This window comes from Nocardia sp. Marseille-Q1738 (assembly GCF_965283145.1).
In genome coordinates this window covers 84,021-105,052 of sequence record NZ_CBDIMS010000013.1, presented here as the reverse complement: position 1 = coordinate 105,052, position 21,032 = coordinate 84,021, and the positions used below count along the sequence as shown (strand labels likewise).

19 protein-coding genes are annotated in these 21,032 nt (G+C 68.4%); 10 read left to right on the top strand and 9 right to left on the bottom strand.

The window, feature by feature from the left end:
• Positions 1-72: 72 nt before the first annotated feature.
• Complete coding sequence (locus tag ACWPXK_RS31920; RefSeq protein ID WP_454199876.1) at positions 73-282, top strand: hypothetical protein; 210 nt, start codon at positions 73-75, stop codon at positions 280-282.
• 177 nt (positions 283-459) lie between these two features.
• The gene (locus ACWPXK_RS31915) at positions 460-909 is read left to right on the top strand and encodes a nitroreductase family deazaflavin-dependent oxidoreductase (RefSeq protein ID WP_454199875.1); all 450 of its coding nucleotides are present in this window, start codon (positions 460-462) and stop codon (positions 907-909) included.
• A gap of 24 nt (positions 910-933) precedes the next feature.
• On the opposite strand, the gene aroQ is transcribed toward ACWPXK_RS31915, so the two are convergent.
• Complete coding sequence (gene aroQ / locus ACWPXK_RS31910; protein WP_040784787.1) at positions 934-1,389, bottom strand: type II 3-dehydroquinate dehydratase; 456 nt, start codon at positions 1,387-1,389, stop codon at positions 934-936.
• Between the two features lie 25 nt (positions 1,390-1,414).
• Positions 1,415-2,032, bottom strand: a complete 618-nt coding sequence (locus ACWPXK_RS31905) for a hypothetical protein (protein ID WP_454199874.1) — start codon at positions 2,030-2,032, stop codon at positions 1,415-1,417.
• A gap of 437 nt (positions 2,033-2,469) precedes the next feature.
• On the opposite strand from ACWPXK_RS31905, the gene ACWPXK_RS31900 reads away from it, so the two are divergent.
• Positions 2,470-4,098, top strand: coding sequence for an NTF2-like N-terminal transpeptidase domain-containing protein (locus tag ACWPXK_RS31900; protein ID WP_454199873.1), 1,629 nt, complete (start codon positions 2,470-2,472; stop codon positions 4,096-4,098).
• Here ACWPXK_RS31900 and ACWPXK_RS31895 read toward each other — a convergent pair.
• Genes ACWPXK_RS31895 through ACWPXK_RS31885 form a run of 3 tightly spaced genes read right to left on the bottom strand, consistent with a single transcriptional unit; the run spans position 4,069 to position 7,112 of the window.
• Complete coding sequence (locus ACWPXK_RS31895; protein WP_454199872.1) at positions 4,069-4,470, bottom strand: DUF3054 domain-containing protein; 402 nt, start codon at positions 4,468-4,470, stop codon at positions 4,069-4,071. The genes ACWPXK_RS31900 and ACWPXK_RS31895 overlap by 30 nt on opposite strands.
• Before the next feature lie 28 nt (positions 4,471-4,498).
• Entirely contained in the window at positions 4,499-5,587 is a 1,089-nt protein-coding gene (locus ACWPXK_RS31890; protein WP_454199871.1) for a lysylphosphatidylglycerol synthase transmembrane domain-containing protein, read from the bottom strand.
• Between the two features lie 4 nt (positions 5,588-5,591).
• Positions 5,592-7,112, bottom strand: coding sequence for an adenylate/guanylate cyclase domain-containing protein (locus tag ACWPXK_RS31885; RefSeq protein ID WP_454199923.1), 1,521 nt, complete (start codon positions 7,110-7,112; stop codon positions 5,592-5,594).
• A gap of 193 nt (positions 7,113-7,305) precedes the next feature.
• Between ACWPXK_RS31885 and ACWPXK_RS31880 the strand changes: the two genes are divergently transcribed.
• The 5 genes from ACWPXK_RS31880 (at position 7,306) to ACWPXK_RS31860 (ending at position 11,662) form a co-directional block, all read left to right on the top strand.
• Positions 7,306-8,610 carry an AI-2E family transporter gene (locus ACWPXK_RS31880; RefSeq protein WP_454199922.1) on the top strand — a complete coding sequence of 435 codons (1,305 nt, stop codon included), beginning with the start codon at positions 7,306-7,308 and terminating at the stop codon, positions 8,608-8,610.
• Complete coding sequence (macS, locus tag ACWPXK_RS31875) at positions 8,588-9,763, top strand: MacS family sensor histidine kinase (protein ID WP_454199921.1); 1,176 nt, start codon at positions 8,588-8,590, stop codon at positions 9,761-9,763. Before ACWPXK_RS31880 ends, macS begins: the two co-directional genes overlap by 23 nt.
• 46 nt (positions 9,764-9,809) lie before the next feature.
• Positions 9,810-10,475, top strand: coding sequence for a response regulator (locus tag ACWPXK_RS31870; RefSeq protein WP_454199870.1), 666 nt, complete (start codon positions 9,810-9,812; stop codon positions 10,473-10,475).
• A 148-nt stretch (positions 10,476-10,623) separates the two neighbouring features.
• A complete protein-coding gene (locus tag ACWPXK_RS31865; protein ID WP_454199920.1) occupies positions 10,624-11,268 on the top strand; it encodes a DUF1707 SHOCT-like domain-containing protein in 645 nt (214 codons plus the stop codon).
• Positions 11,269-11,293: 25 nt separating this feature from the next.
• Positions 11,294-11,662 (top strand): MerR family transcriptional regulator, encoded by a 369-nt coding sequence (locus tag ACWPXK_RS31860; protein ID WP_364320912.1) that lies wholly within the window; start codon positions 11,294-11,296, stop codon positions 11,660-11,662.
• Here ACWPXK_RS31860 and ACWPXK_RS31855 read toward each other — a convergent pair.
• Positions 11,659-12,849 carry a helix-turn-helix domain-containing protein gene (locus tag ACWPXK_RS31855; RefSeq protein ID WP_454199869.1) on the bottom strand — a complete coding sequence of 397 codons (1,191 nt, stop codon included), beginning with the start codon at positions 12,847-12,849 and terminating at the stop codon, positions 11,659-11,661. The two genes, ACWPXK_RS31860 and ACWPXK_RS31855, sit on opposite strands and share 4 nt — an antisense overlap.
• Positions 12,850-13,223: 374 nt before the next feature.
• On the opposite strand from ACWPXK_RS31855, the gene ACWPXK_RS31850 reads away from it, so the two are divergent.
• Together ACWPXK_RS31850 and ACWPXK_RS31845 are read left to right on the top strand one after the other, a co-directional pair.
• Complete coding sequence (locus tag ACWPXK_RS31850) at positions 13,224-13,676, top strand: hypothetical protein (RefSeq protein ID WP_454199868.1); 453 nt, start codon at positions 13,224-13,226, stop codon at positions 13,674-13,676.
• Positions 13,677-13,836: 160 nt separating this feature from the next.
• Complete coding sequence (locus ACWPXK_RS31845; protein ID WP_454199867.1) at positions 13,837-15,912, top strand: DUF2339 domain-containing protein; 2,076 nt, start codon at positions 13,837-13,839, stop codon at positions 15,910-15,912.
• Positions 15,913-16,470: 558 nt separating this feature from the next.
• On the opposite strand, the gene ACWPXK_RS31840 is transcribed toward ACWPXK_RS31845, so the two are convergent.
• From ACWPXK_RS31840 to trmB, 3 genes are read right to left on the bottom strand one after another with little or no spacing between them, the layout of a single operon-like run.
• Positions 16,471-19,467, bottom strand: a complete 2,997-nt coding sequence (locus ACWPXK_RS31840; protein ID WP_454199866.1) for an MMPL family transporter — start codon at positions 19,465-19,467, stop codon at positions 16,471-16,473.
• On the bottom strand, positions 19,467-20,195 hold the full coding sequence (locus tag ACWPXK_RS31835; protein WP_040784763.1) for an NYN domain-containing protein: 729 nt from the start codon (positions 20,193-20,195) through the stop codon (positions 19,467-19,469). Before ACWPXK_RS31835 ends, ACWPXK_RS31840 begins: the two co-directional genes overlap by 1 nt.
• Complete coding sequence (gene trmB, locus ACWPXK_RS31830) at positions 20,192-21,004, bottom strand: tRNA (guanosine(46)-N7)-methyltransferase TrmB (RefSeq protein ID WP_454199865.1); 813 nt, start codon at positions 21,002-21,004, stop codon at positions 20,192-20,194. The genes ACWPXK_RS31835 and trmB overlap by 4 nt, the downstream gene beginning before the upstream one ends.
• Positions 21,005-21,032: the final 28 nt, after the last annotated feature.

The window sequence follows — 21,032 nt, the reverse complement described above, 5'->3', positions numbered from 1 at the left end:
CGAGCTCGAACCTCGACGCCTGCACCAGCCTCCCCGCCGGCTCCTACGTCCACGCCTACCCCGGCTCCCCCCATGCCCAGCCCCTACGGCACCGATGGTTACGACCGTCACGGCTATGACCATTCAGGCTACGACCGCGGTGGCTACGACAGATTCGGCTATGACCGAGTCGGCTACGACCACAGCGGCCGCGACCGGGAAGGCAAGGACAGGCACGGTCGCGGCCGAGTGAATCCGCAAACCAATCCCCGGCCGCTTCCGGCTACCGGCAGCGCGGGCTGAGTCGCCCGCGTCACCCACCTGGGCTCCTATGGCCGTGCTGGGTGACGCGCTTCCCGGCCTGCTATGTCCGGCGCACCGATGTAAGCCGAAATAGAGAGCAGTGCTCTTGACTTGGCCGTGGGAAACATGGAACACTTCTCGCTATAGAGAGCAGTGCTCACAATCGAGGAGTCGGACATGGACTACAGCACCCGCTACATCGGCCCCGCCGGACTGGATCCGTTCTTCAACCGGATCTTCAATCTGCTGCCCAAACTGGGAATCAGCGTGATGGGTTCGCGGCTGCTCGCGGTGCGCGGGCGCAAGAGCGGTGAGTGGCGGACCACGATGGTCAATCTGCTGGTGCGCGAGGACGGCGAGCGCTTTCTGGTGGCGCCGCGCGGACACACGCAGTGGGTGCGCAACCTGCGGGTCGCGGGCGGCGGTGAGCTGCGGCTCGGTCGCAAGGTCGAGGCGTTCACCGCCACGGAGGTGCCCGACGCCGACAAGGTGCCGTTGCTGCGGCTCTATCTGCAGAAGTGGGGCTGGGAGGTCGGCAAGTTCTTCGAGGGCGTGACCAAAGACGCCACCGACACCGAACTCGCCGCCATCGCACCCGGGTTTCCGGTTTTCCGGCTCGCCAAGTGAGAAATGCCGAGGACGCTGGTCGGATCAGGCCGAGCGCGCCAGGAATTCGATGGCGGCGGCGTAGCCCTGGATCCCCATTCCCGCGACCACGGCGGTGGCGATCGGGGAGATGTACGAGTGGTGCCGGAACTCCTCACGCGCGTGCACATTGCTGATGTGCACCTCGACAATGGGGAGCTCCGGAATCACCAGCGCGTCCCGCAGCGCCACCGACGTATGGGTGAGTCCGCCGGGATTGATCACGATGCCCGACTCGGCGCCGCGCGCCTGATGGATGCGATCGATCAGCGCGCCCTCGGAATTGGACTGGAAGGCGACGACCTCCCGGTCGAACTTCGCCGCGGTCCGCTTGCACAGTTCCACGACGTCGTCCAAGGTCGCCGACCCGTACACCTCCGGTTGCCGGGTGCCGAGCATGTTCAGATTCGGGCCGTTGAGCACGAGGATCGGGCCCGGCGTCGCGCCGACGGTCTCAGCCATGCACGCAACAGTAGACCCGGCCCGGCTAGAGCCCCTGCGGTCCTTCCGAGCGCAGATCGTCGACCTTGCGCATCGCTACGCGCAGTTCCTCCAGCCACGCTTCCGCGTGCTTGCCCGCCAGTTTCACCGTCCAGGCGAGCGCGTCGGCGCGGGAACGGGCCACGCCCGCGTCGACCAGGGTGTCGAGCACCTTGCGTTCCGGCTGACGCAGCCGGGTCATGACGGGAACGGCCAGGTGGGTGAACATGATCCGTTCCCCGTCCACCGATACGCCCCAGGCGACACTGCGCCGGTAGCGGTGCTGCGCTTCGTTCGCGATCTGCATGCGAGCCGGGCGGGTGGACTCGCGGAAGCGGGCCACGGCGCCCTCTTTGGTCGCGCGCGGCACCTCGTCGGTCTGCGCTCCGGCGTCGTCGGTCTTCGCTTCGGCGTCGTCGGTCTGCCGCTTCTCCGGTTGCGGGATCGGCAGCTCACCGATGACGACGATCTCGTCCCGGTCCACCTCGATCACCGGCGGACCGGAGAACCAGTCGCTTGGCAATCTTCCGGCGAACCAGTCCGGCACGTCCGCGGGATCCGGCAGGTCGGCCTGCTGCCAGCCGCCCGGTCGTCCGAAACCGCGGCCGCGGTGTGTGTTTCTCATGGAGAGTCACCTACTTACTGTGGTGCGTTGCTTTCACTGATTACAAGATTACTTCGCAATTGAGCGCGCGGGTTCCGCTCTGTGCGAACAGGGCCCGCATGCTTCGATCGGGGCGCGGAAGGGTATTTATTGATTCGAAGCGTCCGGTACGGCGGTAACCGCGCGACTTTTCGTGGAGGCCGGTACGGTAGCGGCGCCGGAGCGGCGCCGGTTTGCCTCCGTGCGGCCGGTCGATGATCATGAAAGGCCCCCCGAGATGCGAGATCCCGGGGCAGAATTGGGATGCTGAGCATGGGTAACGTCCGCGCTACGGAGGCATCGCGGTCTGGTCTTTTTCGGGTACGGTGGTCTTGTTACTGGAGTGACAAGAGTGAAGAGTGGGCGACATGGATGTGTGGGGATCCCGCCCCTTTCGCGTTCGGGGCGCAATGGCACTCATGGCGGTGGCATCGCTCGCGCTCGCGATCGGGTCGTGTGGGATACACGAGAAGCAGAATGAAGCCGAGGCAGTCGTAGAGCGCTTCACGGATCTGCTCGACGATCAGGACTACGCCAAGGCGGCGGACCTGACGTCGTACCCCACTGCGGCTTCGGCAACGTTGAAGCAAATGTTCGACGGACTCCAGCCCGGCAAGGTCGACTACCGCAAGACCCAATTCATCGGTCTCGACGCGCAGTCGGGGATCTTCAGCATGGACGTCGAGTGGAGCTTCGGCGAGAAGAAGACCTGGAACTACAGCCTGCAGGGCAACGTGCGCAAGCTGGCCATCGGCTGGCGGATCTCCTGGGAGCCCGCGGTGGTCATGCCGCAGCTGGCGCACAACCGGACGGTCCGGTTGGTGCGTACCCTGCCGTCGCCCGCCCCTCGGGTCAACGACATGGTCGGCCAGCCGCTGATGACCGAGCAGATCATCAACGTCATCAAGCTCGACCCCGCGAAGATGCCCGACCCGGTGGCCTCGACCGATGCGCTGGCCAAGGCCATCGCGCCGGTCGCGCCGCTGATCACCGGGCCGTCGCTGATGCAGCAGCTGGCCACCTCACAGGGCAAGCCGATCATCGCGGTCAACCTGCGCGAGGGTGATTTCGCCATTCTGGAACCGCGGATGGCGCCGATTCCCGGCGTGGTCATGGAGAAGCAGCCGCGGCTGATCTCCGCCGACCGCAGGGTCTGGTCGCCGATGCTGGACGCGTTGCGCAAGGTGCAGCAGGAAAGCCAGGAGGAGCACTCCGGCTGGGGTGTCCAGTTGTTCGAGCGGGATGGCCGGTTCATCACGCAGCTCGCCGGCCAGCAGGGCCCGCCGGGGCCGGACATCGCGGGCACCATGGACCAGCGCTTGCAGCGTGCCGCCGAGGACGCGGTGGTCAGCGTGGGCACGCCCGCCTCGATCGTGGCGATCCAGCCGTCCAGCGGGGCGGTGGTCGCGGTCGCGCAGAACAGCTACGCCAGCGAGCACGGCCCCGTGGCGTTCACCGGGTTGTATCCGGTCGGCGGTGCCATGGACCTGTTCCGCACGGTCGCGGCGGTGGCCAAAGGCAAGGCGCCGCAGGAGGTCTCGGTGCAGGACGCGGCCGAGGCGGCGACCGCCCTCGGGGTCGGCATCGACTTCAAGGTGCCCGGCTTGGACGAGGTGACCGGCCGGCTGGCCGTGGCGGGACGCAGCGCCGAGCAGGTCGTCCAGGGTGCCGGTTCGGACGCGGTGCTGGCCAGTCCGTTCGGCATGGCGATCGCCGCGGCCACGATCGCGCGCGGCTCGGTGCCGCCGCCGATGATCGAGGTCGCTCGGCCGAGCACCACCGACGCCCAGCTCGCGCCGCTGTCGCCGGAGACCGCCGATCGGCTGCGCGGCCTGTTGCGCGACGCCACGAACGCGCCGGAGCTGGCCAGTGTGCGCCGCTACCGGGACGTCAACGCGTTCGCCGCGATCGCGGGGCGGGACGGATGGTTGATCGGCGGCATGGGCGATCTGGTCTTCGCCGTTCACATCAAGGACGTGGACAGCAGAGACGCGACCGCGCGAATGGCGGCCAGGATGCTACAGGCGCTGGCGACCCCGGAACCGTGATCGGCTCAGGGCCCCGAACGCGGCGCGCCACCCGAGCAGGAACAGCGCGAGCACGGTGCCTGCGACCAGCACGAAGCTGACCGCCGTGCCCTGACCGCTCACCACGCGCAGCAGCATGCCGCCGACCAGGGTGCTGATCCAGACCACGATTCCGGTGGGCCACAGGGCCGTACCATCGAACCCAGGCTCGTCGGCCCTGCGCCACCATCGGCCGGACGCGACGATGAGCCAGCCCACGGCCAGTCCGGTGGCGAACGGCCAGAAGGTGCGCAGCAGCCCGGCGAGGACGGCTTCGTCGTGGCTGCGCCTTCCGATCGCGCAGAAGACGATGACCAGCAGCGCATCCGTGACCAGCGGCAGCAGTTTCCTCACGCGGGCAAGCGTAGTGGGGCCACCCGGCTCACAACCGCCGCTGCTCGAATTCCTTCTCGAACTCCGCGTCCTCGGCCTGGCGTGTCCGGAACAGGAACAGGAACACGATCCAGCCGACGATGGCGACCAGGATGAAGCTCACCATCCGGTAGACGAACGCCGCGGCGACCGCCTGCGCGGCGGACAGTCCCGCGGCGGCGGTGAGACCGTAGATCAGTGTCGCGTCGACGTAGACGATGCCGCCGGGTGCGAACGGGATGGAGCCGACCACCTTGCCGATGGCGAACGCGAGCAGCAGCCCGGCCATACGCGGGTCGGCGCCGACCGCGTAACAGGCCGCACCGAGGCAGGCCACATCGGCGAAGCGATGGACCACCGCCCATACCGCGACCAGGACGCCGTCGCGCTTGCCGAGATCCACCGACTCCAGCTGGCCGAGCACGTCGGCGATCTTGTTCGCGCCCTGGTCCCGCGGGCGCTTGCGCAGCCGGTTGACCAGCGCGAGCTGCCTGCGCAGCAGCGCTTCGAGCGAACCGGGATTGCGCGAGACGTAGTTACCCGCCAATACCAGCACGACGATGGCGGCCAGCGAGAGGATCAGGTTGAGTGGGCCGACGTTCCCGCCCGCCAGTAGCGTGCCGCCGACGCCGAGCAGCGCCAGTCCCACCGCGGCGACCACACCGGAGAACACCAGCTGCCAGGAGGCGACGATCGGACTCGCACCCCAGCGCCTGGTCTGCCGGTAGGTGAAGGCCGTGGAGAAAACTTGGCCCGCGGGCAGGGTGACCGACATCGCGGTCGCGCCGTAGACAACCGCGACCGACTTCCGCTGACTCACCGCCACGCCGCCCGCGTTGAGCAGCTGTTTCTGCACTCTGGCGAAACCGCTCATGGACACCGCCTGCAGCCAGATGGCGACCGCGAGCCAGCCCCAGTGGATTTCGGTGAGTTTGCGCCAGGATTCGTGCAGCCGGGGCCAGAGGTATACCCCCTCGGCGATCAGCAAGGCCAGCAGGGCGGCTCCGAGCACCCATTTCAGCCACCGGAATCTGCCACGGCGGGAACCCGCCGTGGGCGGCGGCGCAGGTTCTCCTGCCAGTTCCCCGTCGGCCGTCACGCGGTCAGCCTAACGAACGCGCCGTTTCGACATCGGTACCCTCGGGCGCGTCGTCCCTTTCCCGTGGCCAGGCCAACAGCGTTTTCCTGCGTCTGCCGCGCAGCTGTACCTCGTCGCCGGTTTCCCACTGCTCCTGCTCGCTTTCCTCGGCGAAATACAGCGCGCTGCCCGACGCCAGTGTCCGGCCGGGCCGTTCTTTGGCCAGTTCGGTCAGCCGGGATGCCTCGTTGACCGGATCTCCGATCACCGTGTATTCGAAACGGTTCGCGGCACCGATATTCCCCGCGACGGCCAGACCCGCCGAAACGCCGATTCCGATGTCGAGGCCGGGGACTTCGCGCAGGGTTTCGCGCAGCTCCCGTGCGGCGGCGAGCGCGGCGGTCGGCGCGTCCGGGCGGTCCAGCGGCGCGCCGAAGATGGCCAGCGCCGCGTCGCCGACGAATTTGTTCACGAAACCGTGGTGACGGTCGATCACGTCGACCACGATGCGGAAGAACTCGTTGAGCAGGCTCACCACTTCGGTGGGCGGGCGCTCGGCCGCGGTCGCCGTCGAGCCGACCATGTCGACGAACAGCACCGCGACGAAGCGTGTCTCGCCGCCGAGCTCGGTGCCGTAGTCCAGCGCCCGCTGGGCCACGTCCTCGCCGACGTGCTGGCCGAACAGCTCTTGCAGCTGGCGGCGCTTGGCGGCCTCCTCCATCATCCGGTTGAAGCCGACCTGCAGCAGCCCGATGACGCTGCCGTCGAAGACCTCGACCTGAACGTCGCGTGCGCCGGCTTGCACCCGGTCGATCGCTTGGCTGAGCTGGCGCACCGGGTCGGAGATGCTGGAACCGGTGAGCATGGACAGCGCGAGGGCCTGCATGATCACCACGCCGCACAGCAGCAGGATGGACAGCGCCAGCGACTGGGCGGAGAACTTCACATCCGAGGAGATCTGGGTGACGCACAGCAGCACGATGGCGATGGTGGGGGCGAAGGTGCCCAGTCCCCAGGTCATCGCCATCCTGGTGCCGATGCCAGGGGTCAGGGTGTGGTCGAAGGTCCCCTCGGTCAGCGCCTGGGCCGCGACCGGCCGCAGGATGCGTTCGCCCAGCATGTAGGTGAAGCCGAAGACGAAGGTCGCGGCCATGCATTCGGTGACCACGACCGCGCCCGCCAGCTCGGGGGTGTCCTTGATGATCAGCGCGGCGAGGATGGCTCCGCCGATGAACCACAGCGCGAGATGCAGGATCGCCTGACGCAGCGGGGCGTGCAGCGCGGCCATCTGCTCTTGCCGGCTCGGCGGTCCGCCGCGCATCTGCCAGCGCATCACCGGTCGCAGCATCAGGGCGGAGGCGGCCACGCTGAGCAGGCCGCCGGTCAGGAAGACCAGGGCCGGGATCAGCAGGCCGGTGCGCCTGACACCGGAGGGCTCACCCTCCGGGACGGGCAGCCCGTACTGGATGAAAGCCCATACCAGAACCGCGCCGAAAGCGTTCGCCAGCAGCATCGATGTCAGGTACAGCGGCCAGCGCGTTCGCATGGTCTGTTTGACCGCTTCCAAGGGCGCCGACACGAGGACCAATCTAGCGTTTCGACAAGTGGGCCTGTCCGGGCGCCGTGCTGCGCGGACTGAAGAAGGACCACGTCCGACCGCGCCGATTAGGCTCACGGAGGTGACCGAGCCGAAGTCGAGTCCAGAGCGGAAAATCAGCCTGTCGCGGCCCGCGGCGGAGATGGTGCACCCGGTCGTGCGCGTCGCCGCGGAGTGGGGCTGGCGGCTGCTGGTGCTGTTCGCGCTGGCGATCGCGGTCACCGCGATCGTGCAGAAGTTGGCCACGGTGGTCATTCCGCTTGCCATCGCGCTGCTCGCGGCGGCGCTGCTCGCACCGCTGGTGGACTGGATGCAGCGCCTGGGGATACCGCGCGTGCTGGGCGTCTTCGTCGCGCTGGTGGGGTCGCTCGGTGTGGTCGCGGGCATCATGACGTTCGTCGTCGAGCAGTTCGTCGCCGGTGTGCCGCAGCTGTCCGCCAAATTCACCGACAGCATCCATCAGATTCAGGACTGGCTGATCAATGGACGGCTGCACCTGAGCAACGAGCAGATCCGCAACGCGGGCGACGCCATCGTCAAGGCCATCCAGTCCAATCAGGCCAGTCTGACCAGCGGGGCGCTCACCACCGCGACCGTGATCGGCGAGTTGCTCACCGGCGCTTTCCTGACCATGTTCATCCTGATCTTCTTCCTCTACGGCGGGGATCAGATCTGGGAGTTCGTCACCAGGATCGTGCCGACCGAGCACCGCGAGCGGGTGCGCACCGCGGGCCAACTCGGGTTCGGCACGCTGGTCGGGTTCGTTCGCGCGACCGTGGTGGTCGCCGCGGTGGACGCCATCGGCATCGGCGCCGGATTGGCGATCCTGGGCGTGCCGCTGGCGCTTCCGCTGGCCTCGCTGGTGTTCATCGGCGCGTTCATCCCGATCATCGGCGCGTTCCTCGCCGGATTCATCGCGGTGTTCATCGCGCTGGTGACCAAGGGGCTCGTCACCGCCCTGATCGTGCTCGGCATCATCATCGCGGTGATGCAGCTCGAGGGCCATGTGCTGCAACCGCTGCTGCTCGGCCGGGCGGTGAGCATCCATCCCCTCGCCGTGGTGCTGGCCATCACCGCCGGTGTGGTGCTGGGCGGCATCGCCGGGGGTCTGCTCGCGGTGCCGTTCGTCGCGGTGATGAACACCGCGATCCGGTCGCTGCTGGAAGGTCCCGAGGAGCTGTTCGAGGAATTGCAGACCGGCGAGGACCATCGCAGGTTGTATGCGGCCGAACCGGACCGACCCGATCCCGGCCGGTTCGACGTGGTGGCGACACTGGTCGAGGCGGCGCACCGGCAGGCGGCGGAGCGGAAAGCCGCGGGACACGAAGGGGGGAAAGCGGCTGAGCAGGAAACGGCGGGACCGTCAGGCGCGGAGCGGGAAGCCGCGCGGCAGCGGGCGGAATCCGATGAGGGCGCGGAATTCGATGGCGGCGCGGCGAACACCTGAGTTGCGCTCGGCCGACGTGGCGACCACGCCGCTGTGGCGGGCCGCCCAGGCGCTGCGGCTGGTCACGCTGCTGTACGCGGTCGGTCAGCAGATCGCCTCCGTGCCGTACTACTCCAACCAGCGGTTGAGCTGGGTGCTGATCGCGTTGATGGCCGTGTGGTCGGGTGCTTCGGCGATCATGTTGTCGCAGTGGCAGTTCCCCGGCGTCGCCCGGTTGCGCACCTGGGTGGTGATCGGCGATCACGTGGTGGTGATCGGGCTGATGGCCGCCACCAGGCTGGTCGCCGACTACGGCTGGTACCACGGACACCAGACGCTGCCGACCACGCTGTGGGCCACCAACGCCGTGATCGGCGCGGCGATCCTGCGCGGACCGATCGCGGGCGTGCTGTCCGGCGCGCTGATCGCCGCGGTGTCGCTGACCGTGCGCGACCAGTGGGGCGAGGACGTGTGGACGGATGCGACGGTGCCGGTGCTCGTCTCGGTGGGCCTTGCCTTGGGGCTGGCCGCCAACACCGCGCGCCGCGCACAAGATCAACTCGAGCGCGCGGTGCGCCTGACCGCGGCCGCCGAAGAGCGTGAACGTCTTTCCCGCGAGGTGCACGACGGCGTGTTACAGGTACTCAGCTACATCAAGCGCCGTGGCAGCGCCATCGGCGGTCCCACGGAGGAACTGGCGCGGCGCGCCGGTGAGCAAGAGGTGGCCCTGCGGGTGCTGATTTCCGAGCAGGCCGACCACCGAGACGAAGGCGGGACCGAGGTGGACCTGCGTCCGCTGCTGACCGCGCAGTCCACGCCCAAGGTGTCGGTGTCGACGCCGGGCGATCCGGTGCGGGTCGGGCGCTGGGTGGCGAACGAGATCGCGGCCGCCGTGGCCACCGCGCTGTCCAATGTGGAGCTGCACGCCGGACCGGATGCGAAAGCGTATGTGCTACTGGAGGACACCGGCGACGAACTGGTGGTCAGTGTGCGCGACGATGGTGTCGGCATCCCGCCGGGCCGGTTGGCCGAGGCGGAAGCCGAAGGGCGGATGGGGGTGTCGCGGTCGATCGTCGGGCGGATCGCGGCGCTCGGCGGCAGCGCGGACCTGCTCACCGAGATCGATGGCGGCGTCGGGTTCGGCACCGAATGGGAATTCCGGGTGCCGAGATGAGTGAGCGCCGGCGAGGCGCGGGCATGGGCGAAGACGGGAGGCGCGGATGACGGACCGGGCGGCCGAGACCATTTCGGTGATGGTTGTGGACGATCACCCGATGTGGCGGGACGGCGTCTCCCGCGATCTCACCGAGGCCGGATTTCAGGTGACGGCCACGGCCGATGGCGTCGGCGCGGCGACCAGGCGGGCAGCGGCGGTGCGGCCGGACGTGGTGCTGATGGACATGCAGTTCCCCGACGGCAACGGGGCGCAGGCCACTGCCGAGGTGCTGCGCGTTTCGCCGCGGACCCGGGTGCTGGTGCTCTCGGCATCGGCAGAGCGCGACGACGTCCTGGACGCGATCAAGGCCGGGGCCTCGGGGTATCTGGTCAAGAGCGCGTCGGTGGCGGAGCTGATCGACGCCGTTCGCGCCACCGCCGCCGGTCAGGCTGTCTTCACGCCCGGCCTGGCGGGGCTCGTGCTCGGCGAGTACCGGCGCATGGCGACCGCGCCTGCTGAGCTCGACGAGCCGCATCGCCCCGCCCTCACCGAGCGGGAGACCGAGGTGCTGCGGATGGTGGCGAAAGGACTGTCCGCCAAGCAGATCGCGGCGCGGCTGGGCCTGAGCCATCGCACGGTGGAGAACCACGTGCAGGCGACGCTGCGCAAACTCCAGCTGGCGAACCGGGTCGAATTGACCCGCTATGTCATCGAGCAGGGACTCGAGTAATACGGAAATGGCGACAGGCGGAGGCCGGAATCGGGGATCGCCCTGATGCGGCCGTGGTCGTGCGCTCGGTAACCTCGATTGCATGGTCGGCCCCGAATCGGTATCCAATGCGGTCGGCTCCGATGGCGGCAACCCCGCGGCGTCCACGGTGGGTGACCGGGAACTGCGGGTGTCGGACACGGAGCGCGAACACGTCGGACAGCTCTTGCAGCGCGCGGTCGGCTTGGGCATGCTCTCGCTCGGTGAGTTCACCGAGCGGATGGACACCGCGCTGGCCGCGAAGACGCGCGGAGAACTGAACGCCGTGCTCATCGACCTCCCCGGCGTCCGCCTGATCGGCCAGCCCGCCGCCCCGCCGTCGACCTTCGTGCACTCCTCGCGCGCCTTCGGCAAGCCGGCCCCTCCGGTTCCCGGCTCGAATACGGCGGGCAATGTGATCCGCGCGCGCATGTCCGCGGTCAATCGCCGCGGCCCGTGGCAGGTGGCGCCCAGGCTGTATCTGAACAACTGGATGTCCGGGGTAACCCTGGACTTCACCGAAGCGATCATGTCGACCCAGGTGGTCGAGGTCCGCATCGACGACTACTGCGGTTCGGTGACCCTGATCGTGCCCGCCGAGGCCACCGTCGACCTGAACGCGCTGGAACTGATCGGTTCGAGCGTGAACAACAAGGTCCGCACCGGACCGCCGCTCGGCCCGCTGCACCTGGTGGTGCACGGCCGGATGCGGCTGGGATCGGTCACCGCCAAGCATCCGTTCCTGGCGCACTGGCGCCGATTGATGGGGCGCTGAGCCGACGCGAAAGTCGAGGTGGCGGATGCGGATCGGGGAGCTTGCCGAGCGTACCGGCGTCAGTGAGCGGTCACTGCGCTACTACGAGCAGCAGGGGCTATTGGCGTCCGATCGCACGCCCGGCGGCCATCGCGAGTATCCGGAGCGGGCCGTGGACCGGGTCATTCACATTCAGGAACTGCTCGCGGCGGGGCTGACCAGCAAGAAGATCGCGCGGATCCTGCCGTGCATGCGGGATGCGGACGGCGGCCCCAACGAGTACGCCACCCCGGCGCTCGTCGCGGAGCTGCGGACCGAGCGGGAGCGGATCACCCGCACGATCAATGATCTCGTGCGCTCGCGCGAGGTGCTGGACGACGTGATCGACCGGGCGGGCGAGCGTCCGGCGGTCTAGGTGTTGACCCCGATGCGGCGGGCGAACGCGCGCAGCGGCACCTTCCGGTCGTGGTCGAGCAGTTCGGACACGATGTGCCGGGGCAGCGTCTGGTATTTCAGCCAGTCCGCTCCGCCCACCCGTTCGGCGGTCAGCAGCGCGTCGAGCGCGCGCTGGTGCTGCCCGGTGCGGGTCAGCGCGACCGCGGTGTCGGCCAGGTGGCGGGCCCGCGACGCCTGCGGGAGACTCCCGTTGACCGGCATGTCCTTGGCGGCGGCCAGCGCCTCCGGGTAACGCTCGGAGGAGACGTTCACGTCGACGGTCTGCATGACCACCTGCGAAGGGCCGAAATAGGTTTCGTAATCCTGGCGATCCCCGCCGATCCGCAGCGCGACCTCGCTCGCTGCCTCGACCAGCGACAAGGCGCCCGGCACGTCCTGCGCCCGGCCCGCCGCGGTCGCACCCTGCAACACCAGCGAGCCGTAGGCGGACAGATGGGCGGCCGTGACATCGCCGGAAGGCTCCAGATTCGCCGCCGCGTTCAACGCGACGCCGCGCGACTCCTCGTAGCGGCCCTGCACCAGCAGCTGCCAGGCGACCGAGCCACGGATGGTGGCCAGCAGCAGCGGGTCGTTGCCGAGCTCGGCCGCGGCGAGCGCTTGGCGGATCGCCAGGAACGCCGGATCGGTCTGGCCGAGATGCACCAGCGTGCAGCCGGTTACCCAGTACATCCTGGCCAGCAGCTCGTTGGCGGGCGCGACCGAACCGTTGCGGGCGGCGTGCACGGTGGCGCGCAGCTGGGTCAGTCCAGGCGGAAGGATGGAGGTCAGCGTTTCGTAGCGGCCCGACCAGTAAGCGCCCCAGGCGTACTCGACCGCTCGGCGACCGTCGTCGAGGCTGACCGCCGCCTCCTCCTTGGTCTCGCCGAGCAGGTCGTCGACCGGCGTCAGCGCGCGGCGGATGGCGACGATGCCCGCGTCCGGATTGGCGGACGGCACGCCGTGGCGTTTGCCGATGAGGTCGGCGATGTCCACATCCAAGGCGCGCGCGATCTTCTGCAAGCTGGCGATCGAGGCGGTCTGGCGACCGCCCTGCTCGAGCTTGCGCACCAGATCCACGCTGACCCCGGCCTGATCGGCGAGCTGGCGCTGGGTGAGCGCCTTCCCGCGGAACTGGCGGATCCGAACTCCGATCGACGATTCGTCCATGTACCCAAGTCCTTTTGTTAAATCTGGGTTTCAGAGTACGACGCTATGCCATCGAACTCGACCGAAGTGGGACATTGCGTACGACTAGTTGGCTGCTGGTTGGAATACCGTTGCCTTTCTGCAACTTTGACAGCAAAGGGCGGCGGCAATGATCACCATGCCGAACAACACCGTGCAGGCCGGACGCGCCGATCGCGCGTGCGGGCTCGATGCACAGACCAAGCGACCAGCGCGCCACAGCACCACTCGATCGGCACGCTTCGTCAGCGCCCTACCCGCGTTCCCCAGGCGGCGGGTGCGCGACCAGCAGGAGTTGCTATGCCAAAGGTCCGTTGCCGTCAGCGGATCCGGCTTCTTCGGGGCGGGGTAGGGCCATGTTCGAGCGCTGTCATTCTCCCCACGAAGTCGCGCACCTGCTGCGGCATACCTACGGGCTGCCGGTTCAGCTTCTCGCCGGACGCCCGATAATCACCACCGGTTCCATCATCGGCGCGATCGTCATGCCACCGGAACTGGGCCGTAAGGTCCTGACCCAGCTGGAACGCCACCACACCGCGCCCGTGGTCGCCGATCCGGGCGAACGCAACTGGACCTTCCTCGTCACGCCGCCGAGCCCCGCGCGGCCCGTGGAGGTCCCGATCCGGCGCAGCCTCGCCGGTCACCAGGTCACCGTGGTCCCGGGCGGCCGGATCATCCTGCTCCCCAGTTCCGACTCCCCTCTCGGCTGGCACTGGGCAGGGGAGCCCGCGCCCGGCGTGCTTCGGATGCCGCCGCGTTCCGCGGTGATCGAAGCCGTGCACGAGGTCATCGGCCTGCGTGCCTACTGACCATCTGGCGCGGACCGGCCCTCACTCGACTTCCCGGGTGGGGGCCGGTCGTGTCCGCGGGACGTGCACGACCGGTAATCCGGCGAGAACAGGTAGATCTCGGCTGTCTACAGGGGTTACTACTCATGCTCGCGCGCGTGGTGGCAACCAGCATGAAGTCATGACTACCTCTATCGATCCGGCGCTGCTCGCGCGGCTCTCCGGCGAGTTCACCACGCTGGGGACGCGGCTGGGTGCGCTCGGTCGTGATCTGGAGCTGCTGCGCGAGCAGGTCGCCGCGGATTCCGCCGCAGGTCAGGGGGTTACTGCGCAGCCGGGGCGCACGTCTTCCGCGGGACCGGCTTCGGCCGCGACGCCGGGCGCTCAGCAGACGCAAACCGGCGCGGCTGCGATGTCCGGCGGAGCCGGTGACCCGACACCACCTTGGCCCGGGCATGCTCCGATGACTGGTGCACCGATTCCCGCGCCACAGCCCGCTTACGTGGCGCGTTTCGCCCCACCGCCCAGCGGGGGATGGGGTGGCGGCGCGCCGTGGGCGCCGAACCCGCGGGGACCGATGCCGGGAGTCGCGTCGCCGATGTCGCCGCCGCGTCCGCCCGTCCCACCACGCGCGGCAGGGCCGCGCGTGCCACACACGCCATGGTGGCAGCGGGACGGGGTGATCAGCCGGATCCTGGCGTTGGCCGGTGTCGCGGTGACGCTGATCGGCGTCGCGATGTTGCTGGTGCTGGCCGCGCAGGCGGGTTTCTTCGGGCCGGTGCCGAGGGTGGTCGCCGGCGGTGTGTTCTCGGCTGCGCTGGTGGGCGCGGGCGTGCGGGTCTTCGGGCGGACCGGCGGACGGGTCGGCGGAATCGCTTTGGCGGCCACCGGCATCGCCGGTGCTTACCTCGACGTGGTCGCGGCGACCGCGATCTACCACTGGCTGCATCCGGTGCTCGGACTCGCGGTCGCCTTCGGTGTCGCCGCCGTGGGCGTCGGACTCGCGATGCGGTGGCGGTCGCAGCCGCTGGCCGTGCTGGTGGTGCTCGCCGTGGCGGCCCTGTCGCCGGTGCTGACCACTCGTCTGGTGCTGCTGGGGTTCCTGATCGTGTTGCAGGCGGCCTGCGTACCGGTTCAATTGCCGCGGAACTGGCCATACTTGCACGCGGCGCGGACGATCCCCGCGGTACTCGCGACGTTCGTGTTTCTCGTGGGTGCCGTACTCGGTACTCCCGCGGCGGGTGAGCGGGCCTGGTTGCTGGTCGCCGCGGCGGCGGTCGCGCTGGTCGGGCTCGCCGGGACGATCGTCGTCGTCCGGCATCGGCCCGCCGACCTCACCGCCTCGCTGACGATGGCGTCGGCGCTGGTCCCGATGCTGATCGCGCCCGGCATGTACGAGGACCGGCGCGCCGCCGTGCTGGTGGCGTCGGTCGCCGCCGCGGTGCTCCTGCTCGTCGCCGCGGCGCCCATGATGCCGAAACTCGGCGCGTACCTGCGGATTCCGGGACATACCAGCGTGGTCGCCGCCGTGGCGGGCTCACTCGCCTTGCTCGAGGCGTGCGTCGGCGTGTCCGAGACGGAGACGCTGCCGATCGCTCTGCTCATGGTGGCGCCGGTCTTTCTCGGCGTGGCGGGTCAGCAGCGGTCCCGCGTCGCGGCCGGAATCGGGGCGGCCTTCGCCGTACTCGGCGGATTCGCGTTGCTGAACGTCGCGGGCCCGGGAATTCTTGCCTCGCAGGCTCGTTCCGAGGCGAATTTGGGCTCGGCGACCGTGCTCGGCGCGGTGCTCGCCCTCGGGGTGGTCGCGGTGGCGCTGTGGTGCGCGCGACGGCTCCCCGGTATGGCGGCAGGCGGCGAATTGCAGTGGATCGCCGCGAGCGTCGCGGGACTCTACGCGGTGACCGCGGCGACGGTATCCATCGGCGTCGCGACCGGCACGCCGAACGGATTCCTCATCGGCCACAGCGCCGCGACCATCCTGTGGATGGCGGGCGCCACCGCGGCCCTCCTGTTCGGATTACGCAGGCTTGCCGGCGCACCCGCCGTGGCCAAACTCGCCCTCGGATCCGGATTGCTGGTCACTGCCGCCGCTTTGGCCAAACTGTTCCTCTTCGACCTGGCCACCCTGGACGGGCTCGTCCGCGTCGCCGCGTTCCTGGTCGTCGGCATCCTGCTGCTCCTGGTCGGCACCCGCTACGCCCGCGCCTTCGCCGACGCGGGAGCGGGCAACGATGCAGGTGATGCGGCGGTCGGTTGACGCCGACCACATCACGCACAGCGCGGACCAGACTGCGGAGATCCATGGAACCGATCGGGGACGTGCCACGTCCTACATAGTGATCGGCCGAGAGTCGAAAGGGGACCAGTCGGGTGTGCAAACGCTATGCGAAATGGCTGTGCTACGAGCCTCTGACCGAACTGTATCTGCGCGAACTAAGGGGTGACGACCTATACATACGAGCATTGTTTGCGCGCCAAAATTCGCCTGACTTTGAGGAGTTGTAATGCTTGCCAAGATTTCGGTTGTCATGGCTGTTGCCGCATCGCTATCCGGGATAGCTTCTGGTGTTGCTTCTGCGGAGCGGCCCGGGGTTCCTGTCGAAGGCCCGATGTACGACACGTTTGAGTGTATTGGGTGGATAGCTAACCATGGAAATCCGAATTCGGAATACGAATGCCGGGAGGGGGCGGATGGGCGTGTGTGGGTGATTTTGTTGACTGGATAGTCTGGCCGCAGAACACAGAACCCGCGGTCTGCGGTTTACCGCAGATCGCGGGTTCCGTGTATGCATATTGGTTTGCGGCGACCTACCGTTCACTCGCGTTCGCGGCGGCGCAGCAGTTCGTTCACGCTGACCGTGCGGCCCTCGCTGTCATGGTGACGTCCCTCGCTGTGCCGCACGCTCTGACGGCGGGACGAGCGGAGTTCGGCCATCCAATTCTCGATGCTGCTGCGGTTGGTGTCCGGGCCGTTGTCCGGGTCCGAAGTCGCCCCGCTCTCAGGCGCACGATGCGCCGGACCACCCGTCTCCCGCGACAGCGGCTGGGGTTCGGGTGGTGTGGAGGTCTGGGGCGGCAAATCTACGGTGGGGTCCTGCCAGAGTCCCGAAAGTGGCTGCGGTTCCGGCGACTGGACCGGGCGCGGCGGGGGCGTGACGGACGGGACGATGGGGCCCGGGCTGTGCTCCGGCAGGGCCAGCGAGGGCGTGCCGGCGTGCGACCCGTTCGGATCCCGCGGCGTGCCAGCGGACGGAGCCAGTCGTGGTGCGGCGGCGTTATAGGTCGTCGCGGACATCGGCTGCGGTTGCGGTTCGGCCTGGTCCGGCGCGAAGTGTGAAGCCTTCGGGATCTGCGCGATTCGCCGCGGGCGGATCGGATCCCCTTGCCCAGCCGCGGAATTCATCGGTGGCGCAGGACGCCTCCTGGTTGGATCGTGCGGGGCGGGCGCGGGAGCGGTCTGCGGTGCGGGCGACGGCGGCGGCGTGCGGTCCAGCCGCTGCGTGGGCGCATCGGCCTCGATCTCCGCGACGGTGCGCGGCTTGCGCCTGCGTGGCACCTTGTTGGCGGATGTCACCGCGGGGATCTGCATGGTCACCGGGTCGGTGACCGGCGTGGTCTTGACCAGGTCGACGACATCGCCGCCGCCGGGGCGCTCGTCGTCGAGAATGGGTTCACCGAGGCCGATCTTCTGCTGAACCTTCTTCATCCAGGCAGGGGCCCACCAGCAGTCGTCGCCGAGCAGCTTCATGGTGGCGGGCACCAGCAGCATGCGCAGGACGGTCGCGTCGATGAACAGCGCCGCGATCAGGCCGTAGGCGATGTACTGCATCATCACCAGATCCGAGAACCCGAACGCGCCGACCACGACGAGCAGGATGAGCGCGGCCGCGGTGATGATGCGGCCGGTGTGCGCCGTGCCCGCCCGCACCGCCTCGGTGGTGGAGGCGCCCATCGTGCGCGCCTCGACCATGCGGGACAGCAGGAAGACCTCGTAGTCGGTGGACAGGCCGTAGATCACGGCGATGATCAGCACCAGCACCGGCGACATGATCGGCTGCGGCGTGAAGTTCAGCAGGCTCGCGGCGTGGCCGTCCACGAAGATCCAGGTCAGAATGCCCAGCGTGGAGCCGAGGCCGAGCGCGCTCATGAGCGCGGCCTTGATCGGCAGCACCAGCGAGCCGAAGGTGAGGAACATCAGCAGCGTGGTCACGAACATGACCAGCGCGATCATCGCCGGCATGCGGCTGAGCAGCGCGTCGATGCTGTCCTTCTGGATCGTGGGCTGGCCGCCGACGTAGAGCTGGACGTTGTCGGGCACGTCGATCGAGCGCAGGTAGTCGATGGTCGGATCGGCGTTTTCCGAATCCTCCAGCGTCGCGCTCGTCCGGTAGACGTCGGGCTGGCTGCTGGAGCGGCTGGGCACCTCGAACTTGCCGGTGAGGCCGGGAGCCTCGCTGGCTTGCTTCCACACCTTGCCGACCGCGTTGCTGTCGTCGGAGACCATGACCAGCTGGACCGGATCGGTCTTCTTCAGCGGGAAGACCTCGTAGAAGTTCTCCAGTGCCACGCGGGTCTTGTTGTCCGGCGGCAGGTATCGCTCGTTGATGCCGCCGAAGGCCAGATTCTTCACCGGAATGATGAGCAACAGCAGGCCGATACAGATCGGCACGGCGATCTTGAGCGGGTGCTTCATCACCCATTGCGTAATCCGGCCCCAGAAGCCGTTCTCGACTTCTTCCGCGGTCTTGGACTTACGGAACGCCTTCAGGCCCAGCATGTCCACGCGGGGGCCGAGGACGCCGAGCATCGCGGGCAGGATGGTGATGGCGGTCAGCGCGGCCAGCGAGACCGTCGCGATGGTGCCGTAGGCCACCGATTTCAGGAAGCCCTGCGGGAACAGCAGCATGCCGCCGAGACTGGCGATGATCATGGTCGCGGAGAACACCACGGTCCGCCCCGCCGTCATCACCGAGCGCCGGACCGCCGCGCGGGTGTCGTAGCCCTCGGCCAGTTCCTCGCGGAAACGGCTCACGATGAACAGTCCGTAGTCGATGGCCAGGCCGAGGCCGATCATCGAGACGACGCCGGAGACGAACGAATTCACCTCGGTGAACTTCGTCAGGAACATGATGATGCCGTTGGCGCCGATGACCGTGAGACCGCCGACGACCAGCGGCAGGCCCGCCGCGACCAGTCCGCCGAAGATGAAGAACAGCAGCACCGCAACCGCCGGGATGGCGAGCATCTCCATGCGCTTCTGGTCGGCGGCCATGGTGTCATTGAGCGTGCCTGCCACCGCCTGGAGGCCGGTGACCTGGACGTCGACGCCCGGAATGTAGAAGACGTCCTTCACTTTCCGGAAGTTGCGCACCATCACGGTGTCGTTGTCGCCGACTATGGCGATCGAGGCGAAGGTGTACTTCTTATCTTTCGAACCAAAGAGCGAAGGAGATGCCTGCCCGGTCTCGGTCTGCCAGTAGGCGCCGTTGACCTTGGCGATCTCATCCGGGTGCTCCTTGGGCAGCCGGTTGAGGCTGTCGACGATCTTCTGCCGGAACGCCGGGTCGTCGATCGTCTTGCCCTCGGGCGGGGTGTAGAGCACGATCACGTCGCTGCTGTGATCTCGCCCGAACGCGGCGTCCGAGATCCGCGCTGCCTCCGCCGATTCCGAGGTCGGATCGTCCCATCCGCTGGAGCTGAGGTGGTGTTCCAGGCCGAAGCCGTATCCGCCCAATGCCAACAGGGCCGCGCTGACGATGCCGATGACGGCGAAGCGCAGCCGGTAGGCCAGATCGCCCCAGCGTGTGAACACTAAGCGACTCCTTGCGCAGGGCGAGAGGTGAGCAGTGCCGACAGCGGCCGGAACGGCTGCAGCCAGGCACCCTCGTCGGGCAGCGAGTCGAGGCTCACCCGGGGCAGTGGTTCACGGAATACGCCCGGAATGTCCTCGAGGTCGATGAATTCGAGAGTATCGGATGTGACGGCCCAACTCGCGTGCTCGCGGAAGCCGAGCACTTGCACCGGTACACCCTTGGCGGCGAGTTCTTCCAGCGGTTCGCGAAACGCCTGGCCATCGGCCGACGCGACCATGATGCCGGCCAAGCCGGCGCCGCGGCTGCGTAACGCGATATGCGCCAGCATGTCGGCGTCGACATCGGAGTCGTCGTCGATCTTGGGTTTGGCGAAGACCGCGTAACCGACGTTGCGCAGCGCCTCCACCCACGGCCGCACGACGTCGGCGGTGCCCGGCGCGATGTTGGTGAAGACGGTCGCCTCGGGTTCGACGCGATGCACGCTGCCCACCGACAACTCGGCGGTTCTGGCCAGCAGCCAGCGGCCGAGGGCGTCGAACCTGGGGCGGTAGGCGGCGGTCGGCCGCCCGCCCAGGATGGCGCCGAGGCCCATGTCGAGGTTCGGGGCGTCCCAGACCAGCAGGACCCGGCGCACGTCCGGCGCCGCGCCGCCCAGGCCTTCGGCTCCGCCTCCGTGCACCTCCCCGGCAACATCGACTACCTCGTGGGCCATCTCACTGACGCTCATCGGTCGATCTTCCCCCATATGAGCTCGGTGATGGCGCTACCGGCGCGATGCGCCTTGCCTTCGAATTTCGTGACGGGTCGTTCGAAACCGATCGGCGCGGTCGCGCGATGCTGCGCGCTGTCACCGCCCGTGGTCTCATTCAACCCTCTGAGCTGCGGTTCCGCCATGCCGACCTGATGAATGTGTTCGGCGTAGCCGGCGTGGTCGGTGGCGACGTGCAACACACCGCCCGGCTTCAGGCGGCTGGCGATCAACGCGACTGTCGCGGGTTGCAGCAGCCGCCGCTTGTGATGGCGCGCCTTGGGCCACGGGTCGGGGAAGAACACTCGGACGCCGGTCAGCGACTCCTCGGCAATCATGTTCTCCAGCACGTCGACCGCGTCGCCGCGCAGCAGCCGGATGTTCCCGATTCCTTCGCGCTCGATGCGCTGCACCAGCTGCGCGAGGCCGGGCTGGTATACCTCGATGCCGATCAGGTTCAGATGCGGCTCGGCCTGCGCCATGGCGGCCGTCGCGGTGCCCGTGCCGCAGCCGATCTCGATGACCAGCGGCGCCTCGCGGCCGAACCAGGCGGCCGCGTCCAGTGGCTCGTCGGCCACTTCGCGACCGATCGTCGGCCACATCCGGTCCCAGGATTGCTGCTGGGTCGCGGTCAGCGCGCCCCTGCGCGACCGGAAGCTGGTGACTCGGGGGTACAGGCGGGAGCCGGTCTTGTGCCGAGGCCCGCCTTCGGCCGAAGCCGAAACTGTGGACGGCGGGCCCGGAACTGATTCGGCAGTATGGTTCACGGCGTCGTTCACGGCGTCCATTGTCCAGCATCCGGCGATCAGTGCGGCA